Annotated in this window: 21 protein-coding genes; 12 read left to right on the top strand and 9 right to left on the bottom strand. The window is 72.0% G+C overall.

Annotation, left to right across the window (positions count from 1 at the left end; translation table 11 throughout):
• Positions 1–3: 3 nt before the first annotated feature.
• The 4 genes from QIS96_RS12550 to QIS96_RS12535 all read right to left on the bottom strand — a co-directional run bounded on the left by QIS96_RS12550 (position 4) and on the right by QIS96_RS12535 (position 3,229).
• The gene (locus QIS96_RS12550; RefSeq protein WP_282542592.1) at positions 4–1,734 is read right to left on the bottom strand and encodes an urease subunit alpha; all 1,731 of its coding nucleotides are present in this window, start codon (positions 1,732–1,734) and stop codon (positions 4–6) included.
• A complete protein-coding gene (locus QIS96_RS12545) occupies positions 1,727–2,038 on the bottom strand; it encodes an urease subunit beta (protein ID WP_282542714.1) in 312 nt (103 codons plus the stop codon). Before QIS96_RS12545 ends, QIS96_RS12550 begins: the two co-directional genes overlap by 8 nt.
• Before the next feature lie 70 nt (positions 2,039–2,108).
• Positions 2,109–2,411 (bottom strand): urease subunit gamma, encoded by a 303-nt coding sequence (locus tag QIS96_RS12540; RefSeq protein ID WP_282542591.1) that lies wholly within the window; start codon positions 2,409–2,411, stop codon positions 2,109–2,111.
• Positions 2,412–2,611: 200 nt separating this feature from the next.
• Entirely contained in the window at positions 2,612–3,229 is a 618-nt protein-coding gene (locus QIS96_RS12535) for a TetR/AcrR family transcriptional regulator (protein ID WP_282542590.1), read from the bottom strand.
• Between the two features lie 108 nt (positions 3,230–3,337).
• On the opposite strand from QIS96_RS12535, the gene QIS96_RS12530 reads away from it, so the two are divergent.
• Entirely contained in the window at positions 3,338–4,348 is a 1,011-nt protein-coding gene (locus tag QIS96_RS12530) for an ABC transporter permease (RefSeq protein WP_282542589.1), read from the top strand.
• Between the two features lie 236 nt (positions 4,349–4,584).
• On the opposite strand, the gene QIS96_RS12525 is transcribed toward QIS96_RS12530, so the two are convergent.
• Complete coding sequence (locus tag QIS96_RS12525) at positions 4,585–4,878, bottom strand: type II toxin-antitoxin system Phd/YefM family antitoxin (RefSeq protein WP_282542588.1); 294 nt, start codon at positions 4,876–4,878, stop codon at positions 4,585–4,587.
• Between the two features lie 73 nt (positions 4,879–4,951).
• Between QIS96_RS12525 and QIS96_RS12520 the strand changes: the two genes are divergently transcribed.
• From QIS96_RS12520 to QIS96_RS12505, 4 genes are all read left to right on the top strand, one after another.
• Positions 4,952–5,587, top strand: coding sequence for an ATP-dependent Clp protease proteolytic subunit (locus tag QIS96_RS12520; protein ID WP_282542587.1), 636 nt, complete (start codon positions 4,952–4,954; stop codon positions 5,585–5,587).
• Positions 5,588–5,599: 12 nt separating this feature from the next.
• Positions 5,600–5,908, top strand: coding sequence for a hypothetical protein (locus QIS96_RS12515; RefSeq protein ID WP_282542586.1), 309 nt, complete (start codon positions 5,600–5,602; stop codon positions 5,906–5,908).
• 529 nt (positions 5,909–6,437) lie between these two features.
• Positions 6,438–6,911, top strand: a complete 474-nt coding sequence (locus QIS96_RS12510; RefSeq protein WP_282542585.1) for a C40 family peptidase — start codon at positions 6,438–6,440, stop codon at positions 6,909–6,911.
• Positions 6,912–7,018: 107 nt separating this feature from the next.
• Complete coding sequence (locus tag QIS96_RS12505; protein ID WP_282542584.1) at positions 7,019–7,612, top strand: DUF6328 family protein; 594 nt, start codon at positions 7,019–7,021, stop codon at positions 7,610–7,612.
• Positions 7,613–7,633: 21 nt separating this feature from the next.
• Here QIS96_RS12505 and QIS96_RS12500 read toward each other — a convergent pair whose 3' ends face one another.
• Positions 7,634–8,065, bottom strand: a complete 432-nt coding sequence (locus tag QIS96_RS12500) for an ATP-binding protein (RefSeq protein ID WP_282542583.1) — start codon at positions 8,063–8,065, stop codon at positions 7,634–7,636.
• A 293-nt stretch (positions 8,066–8,358) separates the two neighbouring features.
• Here QIS96_RS12500 and QIS96_RS12495 point away from each other — a divergent pair, with 293 nt between their 5' ends.
• Together QIS96_RS12495 and QIS96_RS12490 are read left to right on the top strand one after the other, a co-directional pair.
• Complete coding sequence (locus tag QIS96_RS12495; protein WP_282542582.1) at positions 8,359–9,228, top strand: helix-turn-helix domain-containing protein; 870 nt, start codon at positions 8,359–8,361, stop codon at positions 9,226–9,228.
• A 9-nt stretch (positions 9,229–9,237) separates the two neighbouring features.
• Entirely contained in the window at positions 9,238–9,498 is a 261-nt protein-coding gene (locus tag QIS96_RS12490) for a DUF397 domain-containing protein (RefSeq protein ID WP_282542581.1), read from the top strand.
• Positions 9,499–9,502: 4 nt separating this feature from the next.
• On the opposite strand, the gene QIS96_RS12485 is transcribed toward QIS96_RS12490, so the two are convergent.
• On the bottom strand, positions 9,503–10,684 hold the full coding sequence (locus tag QIS96_RS12485) for an 8-amino-7-oxononanoate synthase (protein WP_282542580.1): 1,182 nt from the start codon (positions 10,682–10,684) through the stop codon (positions 9,503–9,505).
• Positions 10,685–10,888: 204 nt separating this feature from the next.
• Here QIS96_RS12485 and bioB point away from each other — a divergent pair, with 204 nt between their 5' ends.
• From bioB to QIS96_RS12465, 4 genes are all read left to right on the top strand, one after another.
• Positions 10,889–12,118: a biotin synthase BioB gene (gene bioB, locus QIS96_RS12480; protein ID WP_282542579.1), complete on the top strand. Its 1,230-nt coding sequence runs from the start codon at positions 10,889–10,891 to the stop codon at positions 12,116–12,118.
• Positions 12,111–13,397 (top strand): adenosylmethionine--8-amino-7-oxononanoate transaminase, encoded by a 1,287-nt coding sequence (locus QIS96_RS12475; protein WP_282542578.1) that lies wholly within the window; start codon positions 12,111–12,113, stop codon positions 13,395–13,397. The genes bioB and QIS96_RS12475 overlap by 8 nt, the downstream gene beginning before the upstream one ends.
• A 37-nt stretch (positions 13,398–13,434) precedes the next feature.
• Positions 13,435–14,118: a dethiobiotin synthase gene (bioD, locus tag QIS96_RS12470; protein WP_282542713.1), complete on the top strand. Its 684-nt coding sequence runs from the start codon at positions 13,435–13,437 to the stop codon at positions 14,116–14,118.
• A 261-nt stretch (positions 14,119–14,379) separates the two neighbouring features.
• Positions 14,380–15,054, top strand: coding sequence for a class I SAM-dependent methyltransferase (locus tag QIS96_RS12465; RefSeq protein WP_282542577.1), 675 nt, complete (start codon positions 14,380–14,382; stop codon positions 15,052–15,054).
• A gap of 10 nt (positions 15,055–15,064) precedes the next feature.
• Here QIS96_RS12465 and QIS96_RS12460 read toward each other — a convergent pair whose 3' ends face one another.
• Positions 15,065–15,436, bottom strand: coding sequence for a fic family toxin-antitoxin system, toxin component (locus QIS96_RS12460; RefSeq protein WP_282542576.1), 372 nt, complete (start codon positions 15,434–15,436; stop codon positions 15,065–15,067).
• Positions 15,433–15,681 (bottom strand): toxin-antitoxin system HicB family antitoxin, encoded by a 249-nt coding sequence (locus QIS96_RS12455; protein ID WP_282542575.1) that lies wholly within the window; start codon positions 15,679–15,681, stop codon positions 15,433–15,435. The genes QIS96_RS12460 and QIS96_RS12455 overlap by 4 nt, the downstream gene beginning before the upstream one ends.
• 120 nt (positions 15,682–15,801) lie before the next feature.
• Here QIS96_RS12455 and QIS96_RS12450 point away from each other — a divergent pair, with 120 nt between their 5' ends.
• Positions 15,802–16,563, top strand: coding sequence for an ABC transporter ATP-binding protein (locus QIS96_RS12450; RefSeq protein WP_282542574.1), 762 nt, complete (start codon positions 15,802–15,804; stop codon positions 16,561–16,563).
• Positions 16,564–16,567: the final 4 nt, after the last annotated feature.

Raw genomic sequence — 16,567 nt, 5'->3', positions numbered from 1 at the left:
CGCTCAGAAGAGGAAGTACCGCTGGGCCATGGGCAGTTCCACGGCGGGCGCGGACTCGATCAGCTCGCCGTCGACGGTGACGGCGAAGCTGTCCGGGTCGACGTGCACCCGCGGCATCGCGTCGTTCTCCCGCATGTCGGCCTTGGTCACCCCGCGTGTGCTGTTGATGGGCGCGAACCCCTTGCCGACGCCGAGGCTGTCGAGGCGATCGGGCAGCCCGTCGTCGAGGGCGGACCGCGTGACGAAGTTCAGGGAGTTCCCGGCCGGGGCGGAGCCGAGGGCGCCGAACATCCGCCGCGGCAGGACCGGTTGGGGCGTGGGGATGGACGCGTTGGCGTCGCCCATCTGCGCGTACGCGATCTGCCCGCCCTTCAGCACGAGCAGCGGCTTGACGCCGAAGAACGCCGGGTCCCAGAGGACGAGGTCGGCGAGCTTGCCGGACTCCACCGAGCCGATCTCGTGGTCGAGGCCCTGGGCGACGGCCGGGTTGATCGTGTACTTGGCGACGTAACGGCGTACGCGACGGTTGTCCGCGCGGATGTCGCCCGGCAGGTGGCCGCGGCGCTTCTTCATCACGTGCGCGGTCTGCCAGGTGCGCAGGACGACCTCGCCGATGCGGCCCATGGCCTGCGAGTCCGAGGAGATGATGGAGATCGCGCCCAGGTCGTGCAGGACGTCCTCGGCGGCGATGGTGGACGGCCGGATGCGGGACTCGGCGAAGGCCAGGTCCTCGGGGACGGCCGGGTTGAGGTGGTGGCAGACCATCAGCATGTCGAGGTGCTCCTCGACGGTGTTGACGGTGTGCGGCCGGGTCGGATTGGTGGAGCTGGGCAGCACGTTGGGCTCGGACACCACGGTGATGATGTCCGGCGCGTGCCCGCCGCCCGCGCCCTCGGTGTGGTACGCGTGGATGGAGCGCCCGGCGATCGCGGCGAGGGTGTCGGCGACGAACCCGGCCTCGTTCAACGTGTCCGTGTGGATGGCGAGTTGGGCCCCGGACGCCTCGCACACGTTCAGGCAGGCGTCGATCACGGCCGGAGTCGCACCCCAGTCCTCGTGGATCTTGAACCCGAGTGCGCCGCCGCGGAGTTGGGCGTGCATGGCGTCGCCGGACATCGTGTTGCCCTTGCCGAGCAGGCCGATGTTGAGCGGCGTCGAGTCGAGCGCGGCGAACATCCGGGCCAGATGCCAGGAGCCCGGCGTGATGGTGGTGGCCTTGCTGCCCTCGGCGGGTCCGGTGCCGCCGCCGACGAGGGTGGTGATGCCGCCGGCGAGCGCGGTGTCGACGATCGTCGGCGAGATGAAGTGGACGTGAGCGTCGATCGCGCCCGCGGTGACGATCCGGCCGTTGCCCGCGATGACCTCGGTCTCCGGCCCGATCACCAGGTCCGGGTGCACCCCGTCCATCGTGTCGGGGTTGCCGGCCTTGCCGATGCCGGTGATCCGCCCGTCCCGGATGCCGATGTCGGCCTTGACGATCCCCCAGTGGTCGACGACGACGGCCCCGGTGATCACGGTGTCGGGGGCGCCCTCGGCACGGGTGACGCACGACTGCCCCATGGACTCGCGGATCACCTTGCCGCCGCCGAACACGGCCTCGTCGCCGGAGCGTCCGGGCCCGCCGCTGCGGTCCTCCTCGATCTCGATCAGCAGATCGGTGTCGGCGAGCCGGATCCGGTCACCGGTCGTGGGGCCGAACAGATCGGCGTACGCGGCGCGGGTCAGCTCAGCCATCGAGGGTGCCTCCGGTCTCCCCGCGCAGCCCGGGTACGCGGCGCAGCCCGGCGAGGGGTACGAGTTCGACGTCGACGGGGATGCCGGGTTCGAAGCGGACGGCGGTGCCCGCGGCGATGTTCAGACGCAGTCCGCGCGCGGCGGAACGGTCGAAGTCCAGGCCCGGGTTGGCCTCGGCGAAGTGGTAGTGCGAGCCGACCTGGACGGGCCGGTCGGCGGTGTTGAGGACGGTGAGCCGGGTGACGGGCAGGCCCTCGTTGAGGACCACCGGGTCGTCGGCGTACAGGATCTCGCCGGGGACCAGGGGGCGGAGAGAGACGGCGGAGGACGCGTGTTCGGCGGGTGGCGCGAGAGGCATCGGCAGGACTCCCCCGTCAGGCGATCGGCTCGTGGACGGTGACGAGCTTCGTCCCGTCGGGGAAGCTCGCCTCGACCTGGACGTCGTGGAGCAGCTCCGGGATGCCGTCCATGACGTCGTCGCGGCTGAGCAACTTCCGCCCGGAGGACATGAGTTCGGTGACGGTGCGGCCGTCGCGCGCGCCTTCGAGCACGTGCGAGGTGATCAGGGCGACCGCCTCGGGGTGGTTGAGGCGCAGCCCGCGTGCCCTTCGCTTCTCCGCCACGTCCGCGGCCACATGGATGAGCAGTCGCTCCTGCTCGTGCGGGGTCAGTTGCACGCGTGCCACCTCACAGTCCGTCATGGTCCGCCTGGGTGCGGGCAGGCGGGACCGGCATCGTCCGGGCCGAGGAGGCTGCTGGGGCGCATGCCTCCGCCAGGACGCAGGCGGAGACTAGTTGCTTTCAACATCTTGTTGACCTGGGCTTGGTCGTCCCGCCGGAAGACATTGCACGCTAATGCCGAAGTTTTTCCTGCGCGTTAACTGACCTTGGGCACTTCCATACGCATCAGCGCCCGGAGGCCGGCCTCCAGCTGCTCGACCTTCGCGTCCCCGAAGAGGGCCTGCTGGGCGATGAAGCCCTGGGCGAGGGCCATCATCGTGCGGGCGACGGCGTCGGCGTCCACGTCGTCCGGCATCAGCCCGGCCTCGCGATAGGCGTCGACCAGCTTGCCCCATGCGACCCGCATGTCCGCGAAGCCCTCCCGAAGGGGCGTCGCGAGGCCCTCGTTGCGCAGCGTCTCCGCCCACACCTGGAGGACGAGGCGCGGGAACTCGATGCTGCCGCCGCCGACCCGGCCGTTCAGGACCGTGTCGAGCACGTGGGCGAGGAGCTTGTCCGGCAGCGGCGGCGGGTCCTGTTTCGCGGCGTCCTCGAAGGCGCCCCTTATGGTGCCGAAGGCCTCACCGACGATCGCGCCGATCAGCTCCTCCTTGCCGCTGAAGTACCGGTAGACGGCCCCCGCGGAGAGCCCGACCTCGCGCAGCACGTCCTGCATCGACGTGGCGTGGAATCCGTTGCGCGTGAAGCAGCGGATGGCGCCGTCGATGATCTGCCGGCGCCGGGCGTCTAGGTGTTCCTGGGATACGCGAGCCATGCCCCCAAGTTAAAACGAACATTCATTCTTGACAAGACGCGGCCCCGGCGAGACAGTGGCGACACGAAGGAAAACGAACGATCATTCTCTATAGAAGCGGAGCCCACCATGTCTTCCGCCACCACCACGCCCGGCACGACATCCACGGCCGCACCGGCCCCGCCGCCCGCGGGGTCCCGGCATGTGATCGCCGTGCTCGTGCTCGTCCCGACGCTCGTCGCCCTCGCCCTGTGGGCCTTCGCCTGGCCCGCCGCCCGCACGGCGCCCCGCGACCTGCCGATCGCGGTCGCCGGCGCGCCCGCGGCGGCGGCCGGCGTCGAGCGTCAACTCCAGCGCGAGGAGGGCGCGTTCGACGTGCATCGGTACGAGGACGAGGCCGCCGCGCGCACCGCGATCGAGGACCGGGACGTGTACGGGGCGATCGTCGCCACCGAGCACGGGCCCCGGCTGCTCACCGCCTCCGCCGCGAGCCCCGTCGTCGCGCAGCTGCTGCAGCAGGCGGTCACGGCTCAGGCCCCGAAGGGCGCTCCGGTCCAGGTCGAGGACGTGGTGGCGGCACCACCCGGCGACCCGCGCGGGGCGGCGCTCAGCGCGAGCGTGCTGCCGATGGCGCTCGCCGGGGTCGCGGCGGGCGCGGTGGTGACGCTGCTCGGGCTGCGCGGGCTGCGGGCCGCCGTCGCCCTCGTGGGCGCGGCCGCGCTGGTGGGCATCGTGGCAGCGGCCGTGACGCACAGCTGGCTCGGGGCGCTGACCGGTGACTGGTGGACGGAAGCCGGCGTCCTCGCCCTGTCGACGCTCGCGGCGAGCGCGGCCGTGGCCGGGCTTGCGGCGATCCTCGGCCGCGCCGGGCTCGGGCTGGGCGCGCTGACGGTGGTCCTGATCGGCAACCCGTTCTCCGGTGTCGCCTCGGCGCCTCAGCTGCTTCCGGAGCCTGCGGGCGCGATCGGCCAGTGGCTGCCGCCGGGCGCGGGCGGGACGCTGCTGCGCTCGGTCTCGTTCTTCGACGCCGCGGCGGCGTCCGGCCCCGCGCTGACGCTGGCCGCTTGGGCGGGGGCGGGGTTGCTGCTGGTGCTGCTGGGCGGGGTGCTGCGGGGTCGGCAGTCCGGAGGGCGGGCGTAGGCAGCCGCCTGAATCTTCCCCTCCCCGCCCCTTCCCGAATCTCCTCAATCGCCGGAGGGGCTCAAAATGAGCCCCTCCGGCGATTGAGGAGGCCTGTCCGGCAGGACTTTCGGGAAGGGGCGGGGAGGGGCTGATCTTTAGGGGCGCGGGGAACTGCGCGATCAGCCACGGCGGCGCAGCAGACGCAGAACCGGCCGGGGCACCCGAGTCGACGGTGCGGGTCGAAGGGCGGTGCCCTACACCCCCGTAGCCCCCCGATGCTCCGCGGCGATGCCGAAGCGTTGAGGTTCGGCCGAGCCCGGGTTCGGGGCGATCGTCGAGACGGAGCTGATGACCTGCTCCTCCGGGGCCTCGCCGCCGCCGGCGTCCGAGGACAGCTCCTCCAGGCGGCGCAGATCCTCCGCCGAGACCAGGGCCACGAGCGGCTTGCCGTGCCGGGTGACGACCACGCGCTCGCCGCCGTACACCACGCGGTTGATCAGGTCGGCGAGCTCTGCGCGTGCTTGCGTCACCGGAATCTCGTAGGCCATGTGCCCATCATAACGTGACGTACGTCCTGTACATTTTTTACAGAAGTGCAGTCGCCGCCCGGAGGAGCCCGCCATGATCCGTCCGTACGCACGCCATGTCCTGCCGGAGTTCACCGAGCGCACGAGTTCGGGGACGCGCACCCGGGATCCGTACTCGAAGCTGCTCGAGGAGCGGATCGTCTTCCTCGGGACGCCCATCGACGACACGTCGGCCAACGACGTGATGGCGCAGTTCATGCATCTGGAGCACAGCGCGCCCGACCAGGACATCTCGCTCTACATCAATTCGCCCGGCGGCTCGTTCAGCGCGATGACGGCCGTCTACGACACCGTCCGGTACGTGAGTTGCGACGTGGAGACCGTCTGCATGGGGCAGGCCGCGTCGGCGGCGGCCGTGCTGCTCGCGGCGGGGACGCCGGGGAAGCGTTCGATGCTGCCGGGGGCCCGAGTCCTCATCCACCAGCCGGAGTTCAGCGAGCCGGTGCACGGCCAGACCAGCGACCTGGCGATCCAGGCGGCCGAACTGCAGCGCACCAGGGACCTCTTGGAGGAGATGCTCGCGCGGCACACGGGGCAGAGCCGGGAGCGGATCTCCGCCGACATCGAGCGCGACACGATCCTCGACGCCGTACAGGCACGGGAGTACGGCCTGGTGGACCGGATCATCGACAGCCGCAGGTCCACCCTGCTCGCGCCCGGCGACGACTGAGAGGGGACCGCGATGCTGCCACCGGAGTTGCCGGAGCTGCCCGCCCTGACGCGCGCCGAGGGCGAGTTGATCGACCGCTACCTCGAAGTCGTCGACCTGCTCGGCCGGATCAACCCGGCGCGCGCCCAACACACGTACGGCGGACTGCGTGCCGCGCAGGCCCTGGTCATCAAGGCGACGGCACTGCGGGACGCGCTGAGCGTGATGCACCAGCGGGGCGAGAGCGAGGTGCACGCGGCGACCCTCGCGCGCGCCCTGCGCGTACTGGACGGGGAGCGGCGCGCGGGGCGGGTCACGGTGCCGCCCACGTCCACGAGTTGACGGGGCGTCGGCCCGCGGGTCCTTCGTTCGGCCTCATACCGCTATCAGTTGGGCTCGCACGGATGGCCTACGGGCCGATCTCGCCGTCGTACCCGCGCAGTTGCGATCTTCGCGGGGCGGCCGCGGCGCGATGATCTCCTCCGTCGCTGGTACGAGCCTCAGAGGTGCCTTTTCGCGCCCTCGGCGAACACCCCGCACCAACCCGAACAGTGCAAATGTGACGAGCATCACACCCGGCCGGGTATGCACGGATTTGACACGTTCTGTGCGTGAGGATCCCTGCGACGACAAGCCCCCGCCGCAGCGGCGGGGCGGTCCGGGCGGACGCCGAGTCCTGCCGCCGTCCGGATGCCAGGTCGACGACAGTGGATCGGCAGGAGTGGAGGACCCGAGCACGACGGGGCGTCAGGCCTAACTCTCCGGCCGGGCCCCCTTGGGGTGAAGCCGCGGCGCAAGTCGCGGCCGGGCGTTCTTCGTTGGCCCGAATCCGACAGGTCATCCTTCACAGGCGGCTGACGAAGGGTTGCGCATGACCGCGCGAATTCGGATCCCCTCCCTGCTCTCCCGGGCCGGCGCCGCATCGGCCCTCACCCTCGCCGCAGTGGGCGGCACCACCCTGGCCCCCGGCGCCGCGACCGAGGCCGAGGCCGCCTCCGCCTCGGCGCGGGCCCTGCACGTCGCGGCCGCCAAGCAGGGCTCGCCCTACCGCTGGGGCGCCACGGGCCCACGCCGCTTCGACTGCTCGGGCCTGACCCTGTACTCGTACAAGAAGGCCGGCAAGAGGCTGCCGCGCACCGCGGCGCAGCAGTACAACGGCACCCGTCGCGTCGCCGCGGACCGGCGCAAGCGCGGCGACCTGGTCTTCTTCCACTCCGGCCGGAACGTCTACCACGTCGGCATCTACGCCGGTGAGGGACGCATCTGGCACGCCCCCAAGACCGGTGACGTAGTGCGGCTGCAGAAGATCTGGAGCAGCAGCGTGTCGTACGGGCGGGTGCGGTAACCGCCGCCCGACCGGCTCTGTTTCGGCGGCTCGGGCCGGTTCGGTTCGGTTCCGGAAGGGCCCCGCCTCCGCGGCTTGCGGGCGTTCGGCCGGGATACTCGTCGGCCATGGCCGATGAATCCAGGGACGACGCAACCAGGGACGACGTATCCAGGGACGACACTCCCCGGTACCACGCCCGCCGCGAGACGCCGTTCGAGCGCGCCGACCGGAACTTCGGTGAGCTTCTGCAGGAGTTGCGGGTCACGCAGACCGGCGTGCAGATCCTCTTCGCGTTCCTGCTGACCCTGGCGTTCACGCCGCGCTTCCCGTCCCTGGACTCCGTGCAGCGCGGCACGTACGTCGCCACCCTGCTGCTCGCCGTCGCGGCCGCGGCGCTGTTCACGGCGCCTGCGGCCGTGCATCGCGTGCTGTTCCAGCGGCACGCCAAGCCGCAGATCGTGCAGGTGTCCTCGCGGCTCGCGGCGATCGGCATGGGCGTGCTCGTACTGGCCCTGACCGGGTCGGTGCTGCTCGTCGTGGACGTCGCGGCGGGCCGTGCCGCCGGGGTGGCCTCGGGCGTGGGGACGTTCCTGATGTGCGTCGGGCTCTGGGGCGTACTGCCGCGGCTGATCAAGACCGCGGGCGTGAGCGGACGCGACGCGGCGGACCGGCCCGCGAGCCCGAAGGAATCGGGCCCGGACGCGCCGAACGACCGGTGAGCGGCGCCCCGGAAGGAGCGCTCAGCGCTGCACCGGGGCCGTCCACGGCAGGGCGATCCACACCGTCTTGCCGCCCTCCGGGGTGGGCTTCACGGAGAGGCGTCCGCCGCACTCCGCCGCGAGCCAGCGGATGATCACCATGCCGCGGCCGTTGTCCTGCTGCACCGCCGCCGGGAGGCGTTTGGGCAGGCGCGGGTGGCTGTCGGTGACGCCGATGCGCAGCCGCTCGTCGCGTTCGAGGTCCAGGTCGACGGTGAAGGTGGGCGACTGCCCGAGGGTGTGCTGCACCGCGTTGGTCGCCAGCTCGGAGACGATCAGGCGGACCGTGTCCCCGATCTCCGCGTCGTCCGGCAGGCCCCAGTCGGCGAGCACTTCCGTCACGTATTTCCGTGCCCTGGAGACCGAGGCGGGATCGCTCGGCAGAGTGACGGACGCTTCCTTGTGATCTGCCATGTCGACGCTGTCCCTTTCCCACCGGGGCCGGTATCCGGCACGCGGTCGATGACCTGTGAATCACCGGATGACCGACGGACCCGGACTGGTGCTCCGCGCCAGACTGCCACCCCGGAGCCGCGCGACGTGCCGATCCCCCGAGATATGCATATATCTGTCGCTCGAAGCGGTGAACTTGGCTACGGCAGAACGTATTTGGGCGGCAGACTGGCCCATCGAGGTGCGTCGGCATTCCGGTCGGCTGCGCCGTGACGCCACCGCGGTCGCCCGGAGTCGCCGGAGAGGAGTCGGCCATGCAGTACGGACCTGCCGTGCGGCGCCGCAAGCTGGGCGCGGAGCTGCGAGCGCTGCGGGACCGTGCGGGGCTCACGAGCGGCCAGGCCGCGCTGCGGGTCGGCTGGCACCAGTCCAAGGTCAGCCGCATCGAGACCGGCCGCAGCAGCGCCAAGGCCGCGGACGTCACGCTGCTGCTCGACGCGTACGAGGTGCGGGACGCCCAACTCCGCGCTCTCCTGGAGGCGTTGGCGGGCGGCGCGGAGGGCGAGCGGGGTGCGCGGCAGCAGTGGTGGCACGCCTACAAGGGCCTACTGCCGCCCGCGTACCGCGACTTCATCAGCCTGGAGTCGCAGGCCTGCCACCTTCGTACGTTGGAGACCTCGGTGGTGCCCGGTCTGCTGCAGACGCCGGACTACGCACGCGCGGTCACCCGCGCCTCCCTCGACGGGCTGCCCGAGGACCAGGTGGACACGCTCGTCGAGATCCGGCTCGCCCGGCAGGACGTGCTGCGCGGGGACCCGCCTTTGGAGCTGAGCGCGGTGCTCGACGAGGCGGTCCTGCGCCGCCCCATCGGCGGATACGGCGTGATGGCACGGCAGTTGAGACATCTCGTGGAGGTGGGCAGGGAGCTGCCGCACGTACGGCTTCAGGTGCTGCCGTTCGCGGCCGGGGCGCACGTCGGGCTTACGGGTCCTTTCGTCATGTTCTCGTTTCCGAACATCGCCGATCTGGACGTGGTTGTCCTCGACCACTTGGTGAGTAGCCTCTATCTCGAACGGAAAGAAGACCTCCAGGCCTACAGCGAGGCCTTCGACTCGCTGGGAGAACACGCGCTTCCGCCCGATGACAGCCTGGAATTCATCGCCGGGATCGGTGATGGCACGTAAGGAGGCACCATGTCAGCTCTGCCTCGGTACGTACCCACCAGCACCACGTTGAACAGCGCACCGCACGACGCCCGTTGGCGGCGCAGCAGCCGCAGCACCGGGATGAACAACTGTGTGGAGACCGCGCCGATCAGGCGGGGCCCGCTGGCCGAGCGGCTCGCCGTGCGCGACTCGAAGCGCACCCGCGGCCCGGCCCTGTTGTTCACCGCCGCCGCCTGGGACTCCTTCCTCGCCGCCGTCCGAGGTGAGGCGTCCGGGAGCGGGCTCTGAAGGATCAGCCCTTGAGGGCTCCTGCGGGCGCGGTGCGCACGATCGTGCGTACCGCGTCCGTCACTTGAGCGTCCGTCAGGTCGGCGCGAGCCGTGAGGCGAAGGCGTGAGATGCCGTCGGGGACGGACGGCGGGCGGAAGCAGCCCACGACCAGACCGGCCGTGCGGCAGTCCGCCGCCCAGGCGACCGCCTCGTCCGGGGTGGGTGCGTGCACCGAGACCACCGCGGCGTCCGGGCGGACCGTCGTCAGCCCTGCCGCCGTCAACTGCGTGTGCAGGGCGCTCGCCACCTCGCGGGCGCGGGCCGCGCGTTCGGGTTCGCGGCGGAGCAGGCGCAGCGCGGCGAGCGCGGCGCCGGTGGCGGCCGGGGCGAGGCCGGTGTCGAAGATGAACGTACGGGCCGTGTTGACCAGGTGCTCGATCACCTTGGCCGGGCCGAGGACCGCACCGCCCTGACTGCCGAGCGACTTGGACAGGGTGAGCGTGGCGACCACGTCCGGCGCGCCCGCGAGTCCCGCGGCGTGCGCCGAGCCCCGGCCGCCGTCGCCGAGCACGCCGAGCCCGTGTGCGTCGTCGAGGAGCAGTGCGGCGCCGAACTCCCCGCAGACCTCGGCCAGTTGGGGCAACGGGGCGGCGTCGCCGTCGACCGAGAACACCGCGTCGGTGACCGCGACCGCCGGGCCCTGGTGGCCGTCGAGGGCCTTGCGGGCCGCGTCCTGGTCGGCGTGTGCGACGACCGAGGTGGTGGCGCGGGCGAGGCGGCAGCCGTCGATGAGCGAGGCGTGGTTGCCGGCGTCGGAGACGATCAGGCCGCTGTGCGGGGCGAGCGCGGTCACGGCTGCGAGGTTCGCGGCGTACCCGGAGGACAGCACGAGCGCGGCCTCGAAGCCGCAGAACTCGGCCAGCTCACGCTCCAGTTCGGTGTGCAGGGCCGTGGTGCCGGTGACGAGGCGGGAGCCGGTGGCGCCGCCGCCCCAGCGCCGCGCCGCGGCCGCCGCGCCCTCGGTGACCTCCGGGTGCAGGGCGAGACCGAGGTAGTCGTTGCTCGCCAGATCGAGGAGCTCGCTGTCGGCCGAGCGGGGCCTGAGGGTGCGTACGAGACCGGCGGCGCGGCGGCGTTCGGACTGCTCGTCCAGCCAGCCGAAGGGGTCGCCGGCGCGTCGGCTGTGGGTCTCCTTGCGGTGCATCGGCCATCCCTCGCACGGCGTACGGGAGGGCGTGGACCGCCCGGTTCCGCGCGCCTTGATCGTCCCGGTCGCTTTGTCTGCAGTCAACAGACACTAGTTGCCGAAAGGCCCGGTCAGGGTGTGGCAATACCCACACCCCGTGGCCGACCTATTGTGAGGTTCCTACTTGGCCGCGGACCCTGCCGTAAGCGAGGATCACACCTCATGGACCTGCTGAACACGCTGGTGGACAAGGGACTCAGGCGCGAACTGCCGACCCGTGAAGAGGCTCTCGCCGTCCTGGCGACGACCGACGACGAACTCCTGGACGTGGTGGCCGCGGCGGGCAAGGTGCGCCGCCGGTGGTTCGGGCGGCGGGTGAAACTCAACTATCTGGTCAACCTCAAGTCCGGCCTGTGCCCCGAGGACTGCTCGTACTGTTCACAGCGGCTCGGCTCGAAGGCGGACATCCTCAAGTACACCTGGCTGAAGCCCGACCAGGCCTCCGAGGCGGCGGCCGCCGGTGTCGCGGGCGGCGCGAAGCGGGTCTGCCTGGTGGCGAGCGGCCGCGGTCCGACCGACAAGGACGTGGACCGGGTCTCGAAGACCATCGAGGCGATCAAGGAACAGAACGAGGACGTCGAGGTCTGCGCCTGCCTCGGCCTGCTCTCCGAAGGCCAGGCCGACCGGCTGCGGGCCGCGGGCGCCGACGCGTACAACCACAACCTCAACACCTCCGAGTCGACGTACGGCGAGATCACCACCACGCACACGTACCAGGACCGGGTGGACACCGTGCAGCAGGCGCAGGCCGCCGGGCTCTCCGCGTGCTCGGGCCTGATCGCGGGCATGGGCGAGAGCGACGAGGACCTGGTCGACGTCGTGTACTCGCTGCGCGAGCTGGACCCGGACTCGGTGCCGGTGAACTTCCTGATCCCGTTCGAGGGCACGCCGCTCGCCAAGGAGTGGAACCTGACGCCGCAGCGGGCGCTGCGCATCCTCGCGATGGTGCGGTTCGTCTGCCCGGACGTGGAGGTACGGCTCGCGGGCGGGCGCGAGGTGCATCTGCGCTCGCTGCAGCCGCTCGCGCTGCACCTGGCCAACTCGATCTTCCTCGGCGACTACCTGACCAGTGAGGGCCAGGCCGGCAAGGCCGACCTGGACATGATCGCGGACGCCGGGTTCGAGGTGGAGGGCGCGGACAAGGTGACGCTGCCCGAGCACCGGCGCGCGGCGGGCGCTTCGGGCTGCGGTTCGCACGCGGAGTCGGGCTCGGGGTGCGGGTCGCACGCGGAGTCGGGGTGCGGTTCGCATGCTGAGGGCGGGGGTTGCGGACCCTGCGGTTCCGCCGCCGAGGAGCAGCCTGCCGAGGCTGCGCCCGCGGACGAGGCGCGTACGGACCTGGTGGCGGTGCGCCGCCGCGGTGCGGGCACGGACCTGGCGCCCAATGCCTGAGCCTGGCCTCTCCACGCACGAACTGCTCGACCTCGACCGCCGCCACGTCTGGCACCCGTACGGTCCGATGCCCGGCCGCCGGGAGCCGCTGGTCGTCGAGTCCGCGTCCGGGGTGCGGCTCCGACTCGCGGACGGCGGCGGCGAGTTGGTGGACGGCATGTCCTCCTGGTGGTCGGCGATCCACGGCTACAACCACCCGGTGCTCAACGACGCGGCGCGCGGTCAGCTGGACCGGATGAGCCATGTGATGTTCGGCGGGCTCACGCACGAGCCCGCCGTACGGCTGGCGAAGCACCTCGTCGACATGTCGCCCGAGGGCCTGGAGCACGTCTTCCTCGCCGACTCGGGCTCCGTGTCGGTCGAGGTGGCCGTGAAGATGTGCCTGCAGTACTGGCGCTCGCTCGGCCGCCCCGAGAAGCACAAGCTCCTGACCTGGCGCGGGGGTTACCACGGGGACACCTGGCAGCCGATGTCGGTGTGCGACCCCGAGGGCGGCATGCACGAGCTGTGGTCGGGCGCGCTCCCCCGGCAGATCTTCGCCGACCCGCCGCCCGCCGCGTACGAGGAGTCGTACGCGCAGCAGTTGCGGGACGCGATCGCCGCGCACGCGCACGAGGTGGCCGCGGTGATCGTGGAGCCCCTGGTGCAGGGCGCGGGCGGGATGCGCTTCCACTCCCCCGCGTATCTGCGGGTGCTGCGGGAGGCGTGCGACGAGCACGGCGTACTGCTCGTCTTCGACGAGATCGCCACCGGCTTCGGCCGTACGGGCACACTGTTCGCCGCCGACCACGCGGCCGTCACGCCCGATGTGATGTGCGTGGGCAAGGCCCTGACGGGCGGTTACCTGACGCTCGCGGCGACGCTGTGCACGGCGCGCGTCGCGGACGGGATCTCGCGCGGCGAGGTACCGGTGCTCGCGCACGGGCCGACGTTCATGGGCAACCCGCTGGCCGCCGCTGTGGCCTGCGCCTCCATCGAGCTGCTGCTCGCGCAGGACTGGCGGGCCGAGGTCAAACGGATCGAGACCGGACTCGCGGACGGGCTCGGCGCGTTGAGGGGTACGGCCGGTGTGCGGGACGTACGGGTGCTCGGCGCGATCGGCGTGGTCCAGCTCGACCACGAGGTCGACATGGCCGCGGCGACCCGGGCCGCGGTCGCGGAAGGTGTGTGGCTGCGGCCGTTCCGCGACCTGATCTACACGATGCCGCCCTTCGTCACCGGTGACGCGGACGTGGCCCGCATCTGCCGAGCGGTCGGCGCGGCGGCGAGGGCTGCGTGAGCCGGGATGGGTGCGTGAACTTGGATGGGTGCGTGAGGTGACGATTCTGGTGGTCAGCGGGACCGGGACCGAGGTCGGCAAGACCGTGACGACAGCGGCGCTCGCCGCCGCCGCGCTCGCCGAGGGCCTCTCGGTGGCCGTCCTCAAGCCCGCACAGACCGGGGTCGCGCCGGGCGAGCCGGGCGACGTGGACGAGGTGGCGCGGCTCGCGGGCCCCGTGACGGCGCTCGAACTCGCCCGCTACCCCGAGCCGTTGGCCCCCGACACGGCCGCGCGCCGGGCGGGGATGGATCCGGTGCGGCCGGACGAGGTCGCCGAGGCGGCGCGGAAGTTGGCCGCCTCGCACGACCTGGTCCTCGTCGAGGGCGCGGGCGGTCTGCTCGTACGGTTCGACGCCGAGGGCGGCACGCTTGCGGACGTGGCGCTGCTGCTCGGGGCGCCGGTGGTGGTCGTCGCGGCGGCGGGGCTCGGGACGTTGAACGCGGTGGCGTTGACGGGGGAGGCGTTGCGGGGGCGAGGGCTTGTGCAGGCGGGGGTGGTGGTCGGTTCCTGGCCGGCTGCGCCGGGGCTTGCGGAGCAGTGCAATGTGTCGGATCTGCCCGTTGCGGCGGGGGCGCCGTTGTTGGGGTTGATCCCGGAGGGGGCGGGGGCTCTTTCGCCGGCGGAGTTCCGTGCGGCGGCGCCGGGCTGGTTCTCCCCCTCCCCGCCCCTTCCCTGCTGAGCCGGATTTGCAGCTGCCGCCGCGTGGCCTGCGGACAGCCCCGGGGCTCCGCCCCAGCCCCCGCGCCCCGGCCGTCATTCGACTCCCGCGCCGTCGTGGCCGGTCGCGCAGTTCCCCGCGCCCCTGACGGGGCCCGGCAAATTCAGCCCCTCCGGCGTTTGAGGAGCGGGGGCCGGGGGCTGGCCCCCGAAGCGCCGCAGGCTTTCGGGAAGGGGTGGGGAGGGGAGAATGCGGAGTGTGACCCGACCCGGGAGGTCTCTCATGCCGTTGCGGCCCACGCGTACCGCGAAAGACACCGTTCACCACCCGCTCTTCGCCCGGTTCTACGCCTGGCAGAGCAAAGCCGCCGAGTCCGTCGTCGGGCCGCACCGGGAGGAGTTGCTCGCCGGGCTGTCCGGGCGGGTGATCGAGATCGGCGCGGGCAACGGGCTGAACTTCGCGCACTATCCGAGCACTGTCTCCGAGGTAGTGGCGATCGAACCGGAGAGCGTGCTGCGCCGGCTCGCCGTGGAGGCGGCGCTGCGGGCGGAGGTGCCCGTGGACGTGGTGCCGGGCGCGGCCGAGGCGCTGCCGGTGAAGAGCGAGGCCTTCGACGCGGCCGTCCTGTCGCTCGTGCTGTGCAGCGTGCGGGACGTGCCGCGGGCGCTCGGCGAGCTGCGCCGGGTGCTGCGGCCCGGCGGTGAGCTGCGGTTCTTCGAGCACGGGCAGGACCCGGACGGCCGGGCGATGCGGGCCGTGCAGAAGGGGCTCGACCGTACGGTGTGGCCGCGGCTGTTCGGCGGCTGCCATGTGGGGCGCGCTCCGCTCGACTCGATCCGTACGGCCGGCTTCGAGGTCAGCTCGTACCGCCGTCTGCTCGTGCCCGCGCGGGGGCCGAAGCTGCCCACCTCGTTCTGTGTGCTCGGGACCGCGCGGCGGCCGGTCGGGGACGCGTGAGCGGGCCGGCTCAGTCGCTCCACTGCCGTAGCTCGTCGGCGATCGCGTGCACGTCGGCCGTGCCGTCCTTGACGAGGCGGGCCAGGTCGCGGACCTGCTCGGGCGAGGTGACGACCTTCTGGCCGTCGGCGACGAGATAGGCGTACGCGACGGCCGAGGCGAACATCGCGTTGGCCCGCTCCAGGGCGGGGATGTGCAGAAGCTGCTGCAGCAGGGCGGCGGCCCGGGTGTGCGGGTCGTCGTAGACGGGCACGCCGAAGATCTCCGCCTCGTGCCGGGCGACGGCGGCGACCAGGGAGCCCCAGTCGGCGACCTGCGGGTCGGAGGGGGTCTTTTCCTCGGCGATCATCAACAGCCAGGCGAGGTCGATCCGCAGGCTCAACGGCTGCCCTCGGACCGCTTCGGGGCGGGGGCGTCGGCGACCGCGAACTCCTGGGCGAACACCGACTCGTACTGCTTCATGAAGTCGGCCGCGGCGTCCACGAAGGTCTGGCCGACCTCGCCGACGTCCTGGCGGACCAGCTCCTCGATGTAGCGGTTCACGCTCATGCCGCGGGCCAGGGCGCGCTCGCGGGCGGCCCGAGCGGTGTTCTCGTCCACGCGTACGTTCAGCTGTGTCTTGGCCACCCCTTCACGCTAGCGCCGAAACGCTAGCAACGACAAGGCGAGTCCCGGCCTCCCGTACGGCGGATTACCGTGGTCTTGTTCGGTGACTCGGCTCACGTGGTCGGCCCGGAGGAGGCTGCCTTGGCCAGAACTGCCGCAGTGGACGCCGCGGCGGATGCGGAGTCCGATCCGGTCGCGGCCCGCGCCCGCGGTCTCACCAAGGCGTACGGCACCGGGGAGACAGCCGTCCGTGCGCTCGACGCGGTCGACGTGGACATCGCGCGCGGCCGGTTCACGGCGGTGATGGGTCCTTCGGGCTCCGGGAAGTCCACGTTGATGCACTGCCTGGCCGGGCTCGACTCGGTGACGGCGGGCCGCGTCTGGCTGGGCGGGACGGAGATCACGGGGCTCAAGGACCGGGAGCTGACGCGGCTGCGGCGGGACCGGGTCGGGTTCATGTTCCAGTCCTTCAACCTGCTGCCGACGCTGACCGCCGCCGAGAACATCACGCTGCCCCTGGACATCGCGGGCCGCCGGCCGGACCCGGCGTGGGTGGAGCGGGTCGTGGACACGCTCCGGCTGCGGGACCGGCTCGGCCACCGGCCGGCGCAGCTCTCCGGCGGCCAGCAGCAGCGGGTGGCGTGCGCGCGGGCCCTCGTCTCCCGGCCCGAGCTGATCTTCGCGGACGAGCCGACCGGCAACCTGGACTCGCGCGCGGGGCTCGAAGTGCTCGGCTTCCTGCGCGAGGCCGTGGACCGGCTCAACCAGACCGTCGTCATGGTGACCCACGACCCGGGCGCCGCCGCCCACGCCGATCTGGTGCTCTTCCTCGGCGACGGGCGGATCGTGGACACGATGGCGAAGCCGAGCGCCGAGGCCGTGCTCGAACGTCTCAAGGGGTGAGGCG

It is taken from the genome of Streptomyces cavernicola, from assembly GCF_029968035.1.
GTDB classification, from domain to species: domain Bacteria; phylum Actinomycetota; class Actinomycetes; order Streptomycetales; family Streptomycetaceae; genus Streptomyces; species Streptomyces cavernicola.
The sequence above is the reverse complement of the archived record's forward strand: the minus strand, read 5'-3'. Positions and strand labels throughout refer to the sequence as shown.

Bases quoted from the DNA above. Each gene is read 5' to 3' on its own strand.
- QIS96_RS12550 (WP_282542592.1), bottom strand. From the start codon at position 1,734: ATGGCTGAGCTGACCCGCGCCGCGTACGCCGATCTGTTCGGCCCCACG.
- QIS96_RS12535 (WP_282542590.1), bottom strand. From the start codon at position 3,229: ATGGCTCGCGTATCCCAGGAACACCTAGACGCCCGGCGCCGGCAGATC.
- QIS96_RS12530 (WP_282542589.1), top strand. From the start codon at position 3,338: ATGTCTTCCGCCACCACCACGCCCGGCACGACATCCACGGCCGCACCG.
- QIS96_RS12525 (WP_282542588.1), bottom strand. From the start codon at position 4,878: ATGGCCTACGAGATTCCGGTGACGCAAGCACGCGCAGAGCTCGCCGAC.
- QIS96_RS12520 (WP_282542587.1), top strand. From the start codon at position 4,952: ATGATCCGTCCGTACGCACGCCATGTCCTGCCGGAGTTCACCGAGCGC.
- QIS96_RS12515 (WP_282542586.1), top strand. From the start codon at position 5,600: ATGCTGCCACCGGAGTTGCCGGAGCTGCCCGCCCTGACGCGCGCCGAG.
- QIS96_RS12510 (WP_282542585.1), top strand. From the start codon at position 6,438: ATGACCGCGCGAATTCGGATCCCCTCCCTGCTCTCCCGGGCCGGCGCC.
- QIS96_RS12505 (WP_282542584.1), top strand. From the start codon at position 7,019: ATGGCCGATGAATCCAGGGACGACGCAACCAGGGACGACGTATCCAGG.
- QIS96_RS12500 (WP_282542583.1), bottom strand. From the start codon at position 8,065: ATGGCAGATCACAAGGAAGCGTCCGTCACTCTGCCGAGCGATCCCGCC.
- QIS96_RS12495 (WP_282542582.1), top strand. From the start codon at position 8,359: ATGCAGTACGGACCTGCCGTGCGGCGCCGCAAGCTGGGCGCGGAGCTG.
- QIS96_RS12490 (WP_282542581.1), top strand. From the start codon at position 9,238: ATGTCAGCTCTGCCTCGGTACGTACCCACCAGCACCACGTTGAACAGC.
- QIS96_RS12485 (WP_282542580.1), bottom strand. From the start codon at position 10,684: ATGCACCGCAAGGAGACCCACAGCCGACGCGCCGGCGACCCCTTCGGC.
- bioB (WP_282542579.1), top strand. From the start codon at position 10,889: ATGGACCTGCTGAACACGCTGGTGGACAAGGGACTCAGGCGCGAACTG.
- QIS96_RS12475 (WP_282542578.1), top strand. From the start codon at position 12,111: ATGCCTGAGCCTGGCCTCTCCACGCACGAACTGCTCGACCTCGACCGC.
- QIS96_RS12465 (WP_282542577.1), top strand. From the start codon at position 14,380: ATGCCGTTGCGGCCCACGCGTACCGCGAAAGACACCGTTCACCACCCG.